This window comes from Micromonospora sp. NPDC049240, assembly GCF_040647835.1.
Taxonomy (GTDB): domain Bacteria; phylum Actinomycetota; class Actinomycetes; order Mycobacteriales; family Micromonosporaceae; genus Micromonospora.
Genome location: NZ_JBEZCX010000020.1, coordinates 127,518 through 132,390, shown reverse-complemented (window position 1 = coordinate 132,390; position 4,873 = coordinate 127,518). Strand labels below are relative to the sequence as shown.

The 4,873-nt window shown below is 74.4% G+C and carries 3 protein-coding genes; all 3 read right to left on the bottom strand.

The genetic code is table 11. From position 1 onward, the window contains the following. Nucleotides 1–169: 169 nt before the first annotated feature. Complete coding sequence (gene asd / locus AB0B02_RS26550) at nucleotides 170–1,021, bottom strand: archaetidylserine decarboxylase (protein WP_357304648.1); 852 nt, start codon at nucleotides 1,019–1,021, stop codon at nucleotides 170–172. Nucleotides 1,022–1,119: 98 nt separating this feature from the next. Then, complete coding sequence (locus AB0B02_RS26545) at nucleotides 1,120–4,146, bottom strand: BTAD domain-containing putative transcriptional regulator (RefSeq protein ID WP_357304645.1); 3,027 nt, start codon at nucleotides 4,144–4,146, stop codon at nucleotides 1,120–1,122. 507 nt (nucleotides 4,147–4,653) lie between these two features. Continuing rightward, nucleotides 4,654–4,873 (bottom strand): hypothetical protein (locus AB0B02_RS26540; RefSeq protein ID WP_357304642.1); only part of this gene is annotated, 220 nt, incomplete at its 5' end.

Genomic DNA, 4,873 nt, shown 5'->3' with positions numbered 1-4,873 from the left:
GGCGCCGCGGGGGGGGGCGCGCCCGGGGTTGCCCCGCGGTATCCCCCCCCCGCCCCCCCGGGGCCCCCCCCCCCCGGGGGGGGGGGGGGCCGGGGGGGGCCCCCCCCCCCGCCGCCCCCGCGGCCCCCCCGCCCGGCGCGCTCCACGACGAGGCGGCACGGGCGGGCCGTCACGATCCGTCGGCGGGCGGGACGGCGGACGGAGCACCGAGTCGCTCACCCATCCGTACGGTCGCCCCGACCGACAGCGGCTCGATGGTTCCGGCGTCTCGCGAGCAGGCCAGGACGACCGTGGAACCGAACTCGAAGTGCCCCAGCTCGGCGCCGGCCGACGCGGGAAGCGCCGGATCGTAGCGACGACGGCGCACCTCGCGCCGTCGGGCGTTGGTGTGCAGGTCGTCGAAGGCGAGACGGGTCATCCCCACCATGGTGGCGCCGACGGCGACGATCGCCACCCGCCCGCCGCGCTCGCCGTCGACCTCGATGACGATGCGCTCGTTCACCGCGAAGAGGTTCGCCACGTTGGCCACGGCGGCGACGTTGACCGGCCAGAGCTCACCGGGGATGTAGGTGGCCGCGGTGACCTTTCCGGACAACGGGAAATGAATACGGTGGTAGTCCTTCGGCGAAAGGTAGAACGTGGTGTACGTGCCTCCGTCGAATCTGTCCGCCAACTCGCGGTCACCGAGCAGCGCGGCGAGGGAATAATTGCGTCCCTTGGCCTGCACGAGCGTGTCGGACTCGATGACTCCGTATGCTCCGACGGTGGCGTCAACCGGGGAGACAATGGCGTCGGCCGCGAGCGGACGTGATCCCGGCCTGAGCGTACGGGTGAAGAACGCGTTGACCGACGGGTACTGCTCAAGGGGGAGAGCCGCCTCCTCCGGCCGCGCACCGAAGATTCGGCTGTAGGTGCGGTACGCCGGGCCGCGCCACCGGACCGGAACGGTGCGGGTGGCGAGCCATCCCGCGCCGCGACTGATCGCGTGCTTCGGGATGACCGAGAGGACAAGAATGAGCATTCGGCCGAGCATCGCGGAACTCTAACACGACGCCAATTGTCGAGATCGGGTGCGTCGACCCGGAATGGTGTCGACGCGCTCGGACTCATTGTGCGTATTCAGCTGTCCGGCGCCGACCGCCCGATGTGCGTGGGCTCCGGACCGAGCACCGTCAGCGCGGCCTTCGCCAACAACTCGTAGCCGTACTCGCGGGAGATGGCCAAGGCCCGCGACGCGTACGCCCGCGACGCGTCGTCCCCGGTCCCACCGCGCAACCGGTGGGCGCGGGCCAGACCGATCAACGCCTGCGCCTCGGCGTGCCGGGCCCCGTCGCCCCGGGCCAGGGCGAGGACCTGCCCCAGGCGGTCGATCGCCGGGTCGGCGTCGCCGGCCCGCAGGTCGAGGTCGGCGCGGGCGAGCAGGGCGTGCGCCTCGACCCAACGGTCACCGACCTCGCGGGCGATCCGCAGCGCCTCGACCGCGTCGCGTCGCGCCCGGTCGAGGTCACCGGTGGCCCCGTGCACCGCCGCCAGCAGCCGCAGGGTGTCGGCCTCGCAGCTACGGGCGCCGGCCCGCCGATGCGTGGCCAACGCCCGACCCAGATGGACCGACGCCTCGTCGTAGCGGCCGAGCAGCAGGTGGGCCTCACCCAGGCAGCCGTGCGCCGTGCCCTGCCCGTGCCACTCGTCGACCCGGCTCTCCAGCTCGATGACCTGCTCGCAGTAGGTGACGGCGTCGGCCAGCCGGCCCTGCTGGAGACGGATGTTGCCGAGATTGGCCAACCGCGCCAACCGGCCGGCGAACCGGCCGATCCGGGTGTCGATCTCCAACGCCTCGAGGCTGTAGCGGGCGGCCAGGTCCAGCCGGCCGGTCTCGAACGACACGTGGGCGAGATTGTTCAGGGCGCTGCCCTCGCCCTCGGCCCAGCCACCGCGCCGGGCGAACCCGAGCGCCCGCCGGAAGTCGTCGAGCGCTTCGGCGTACCGGCTGGTGGCCAGCAGGACGGTGGCCCGGCTCAGGTGGGCGGCGGCCTGCCCCAACGGATGGTCGTCCGCCCGTGCGTACGCCAGAGCGGCCTCGGTGACCGGCAGCCACTCCGCCGACGGCGAGGTGAAGTCGAGGTGCCAGCGCAGGTGGTCGGTGAGCCGCCAGGCGACCGTCCGGTGCTCCGGCCCGGCGGCCATGACGGCGGCGATCATGTTGTCCCGCTCGGCCTCCACCCAACTCCGCGCCTCGGCCGCGGTGGAGAACCCGACCCGGTGCCGCGCGCTCACGCCGGACGGCAGTGGCAGCCGCACGACACTCGGATAGAGCAGGCCGGCGGCGAGGTCCATGGTGGACAGGTAATGGTCGTACAGGCGGTCGAGCGCCGCCCCCCGGTCGGTGTCCTCGACCGAGCCGCGTCGCCGGGCGTAGAGGCGCACCAGGTCGTGCCAGCGGTAGCAGGCGGGAGCGGACTGCTCCAACAGGTGGGCCCGGGCGAGGGCGTCGAGCAGCGGCTCCACCTCGACCACCGGCACGTCGGCCAGGGCCGCGGCGGCCGGCGGGGTGACGACATCGCCCGGAGCGACGCCCAGCAGCCGGAACACCCGGCGGGCAGCCGCCGGCTGCGCCTCGTACGACAGGTCGAAGGCGGCCACGGTGGCGGTCGTGGTGTCGCCGGGAACCCCGAGCGCCGCCAGCCGGTCACCGGCGGCGAGCCGCTGGTTGTACCGGCCGATCGGGGTCAGCTCGGCCCGCAGGTTGGCGGCCGCGATGCGCATGGCCAGTGGAAGGTAGCCGCACAGTCGGGCGAGTTCCGCCGTGTCCCGCCCGGCCGCCCCGGGCAGCAGCATGGCCAGCAGGTCATCGGCCTCGACCGGGGAGAGCACGTCCAACCGGAGCCGGACCGCGCCCTCCCGGGCGGTCAGGCCACGCAGTTGCTCGCGGCTGGTCACCAGCACCACGCACCCGGCTCCCCCGGGCAGCAACGGACGGACCTGGTCGGCGTCGGCGGCGTTGTCGAGCACGACGAGGATCCGCCGCAGGGCGGTCACGCTGCGGTAGAGCCCGACCGCCTCGTCCGGCTCCGCCGGGATCTGCTCCGCCGGCACGCCCAGCGCCTGGAGGAAGTGGACGAGCGCGGCCATCGGTGTCACCGGCGGCCGTGGTGAGCTGCCGCGCAGGTCGACGTAGAGCTGACCGTCGGGAAACCGGTCCCGCTCCGCGTGCCCCCAGCGGACGGCCAGCGCCGTCTTGCCGACCCCGGCCAGCCCCGTGACGACCACCGGCGGCGCGGGCCGCTGGCCGGCGAGGGCGTCCAGGGCCGCCAGCGGATCGCGGCGGCCGGCGAAGTGCGTGACCACGGCCGGCAACTGCGCCGGGGTCACCGGCCGGACGGCGGGCGCGGCGAGGCTCCGGTCGTCGGTGAGCACGGCGCGTTCCACGTCCCGCAGCTCCGGACCGGGCTCGATCCCGGTCTCGTTGACGAGCACGTCACGGACCCGGCGGTACGCCTCCAACGCCTCGGCCCGCCGCCCGCAGCGGTACAGCGAGACCATCAGGTGTCGGCAGAGCCGCTCGCGCATCGGATGCGCGTCCGCGAGCGCGGCCAGTTCCTCCACGATCTCCGCGTGCTGGCCCAACTCCAGTTGCGCGGCGAAGCGTTCCTCGTACGCCGCCAGTCGGAGCTGCTCCAGGCGGGCCGCCGCCGCCGAGACGGTGAGCGTCTCGGGCACGTCGGCCAGCGCCGGGCCGCGCCACAGCGCCAGGCCGCCGGACAACTGGCGTACCCCGTCGGCGACGCGGCCCTCGGCGACCTCCCGCTTCCCGGCGCGCGCCATCCGCTCGAACACCTGGACGTCGATCGTGTCCTCGGCGGTCACCAGCTCGTAGCCGGCCGCCCGGCTGACCACGTCGCCGGCCCCACCGGCCCGCAGCAACCGGCGCAGACGCATGACGTACCCGTTGACGGCGCTGGCCGCCGTCCGGGTGGGACGGCCACCCCAGATCTCGTCGACCAGTCGATCCCGGCTCACCGGTTGCCCGGCCTCGGCCAGCAGCACGGCCAGCACGACGCGGTGGTGCGGCGCCGCGACCGGCGCCCACTGCGCGCCGTCCCAGATCCGCACCGGTCCCAGCGCTCGTATCCGCACGACCAGTCCCATCGCCTCACCGCGGGTTCATCGACGAATTATCACCCGTGGCTACGTTCCACGCGAGGCGTAGGAGCACCGACCGGCGTCGTGCGCCCGCGCCGGCCGACCGCACGAGAGGAGACGCCAGCTCATGACATCCGCGTTGCACCGAAGGGCGAGGGCATCGGGCGCCGTCACCGCCGCCCTGGCGACGGTGGCCGTCCTCGGCCTCACCCTGGGGATCGGTGTCCACGTCGCCCCTCCCGAGCCACTGACCGTCAGTCCGGTGGCGGCCCAGGCCGGCGCCGACCCGGCGATCTGCACCCGCGACATCACCTACCGGGGAGTGCTCACCCGCTGGACCTTCGACCCCTGTGTCCCGGACGGGGAACCGCTGCCCGCCGACGTGCACCGGGCGTTGGTGCAGGACTGGCAGGAGGTGAACGGGTGTCCGTCGGCGACCCCGACCACGACGGCGACCCCGGTGCAGCGGACCGTGGCCGCGGAGCCGGCCCTCGCCGGGACGACGCCGTCGGCCTACCCGAGCGGTCCCACCGGCAGCCCGAGCGCGCCGGCGAGCACCAGCGCGAGCCCGAGCCCGAGCAGCAGCTCCTCGCCGTGCGCCAGCTCGTCGCCGGGACCGAGTGGCAGCCCGAGCGGTTCCCCGTCGGGCAGCCCCAGCGGATCCCCGTCGACCAGCCCGAGCGGATCGACAAGCCCCAGCGCCTCACCGTCGAACAGCCCGAGCGGATCGACA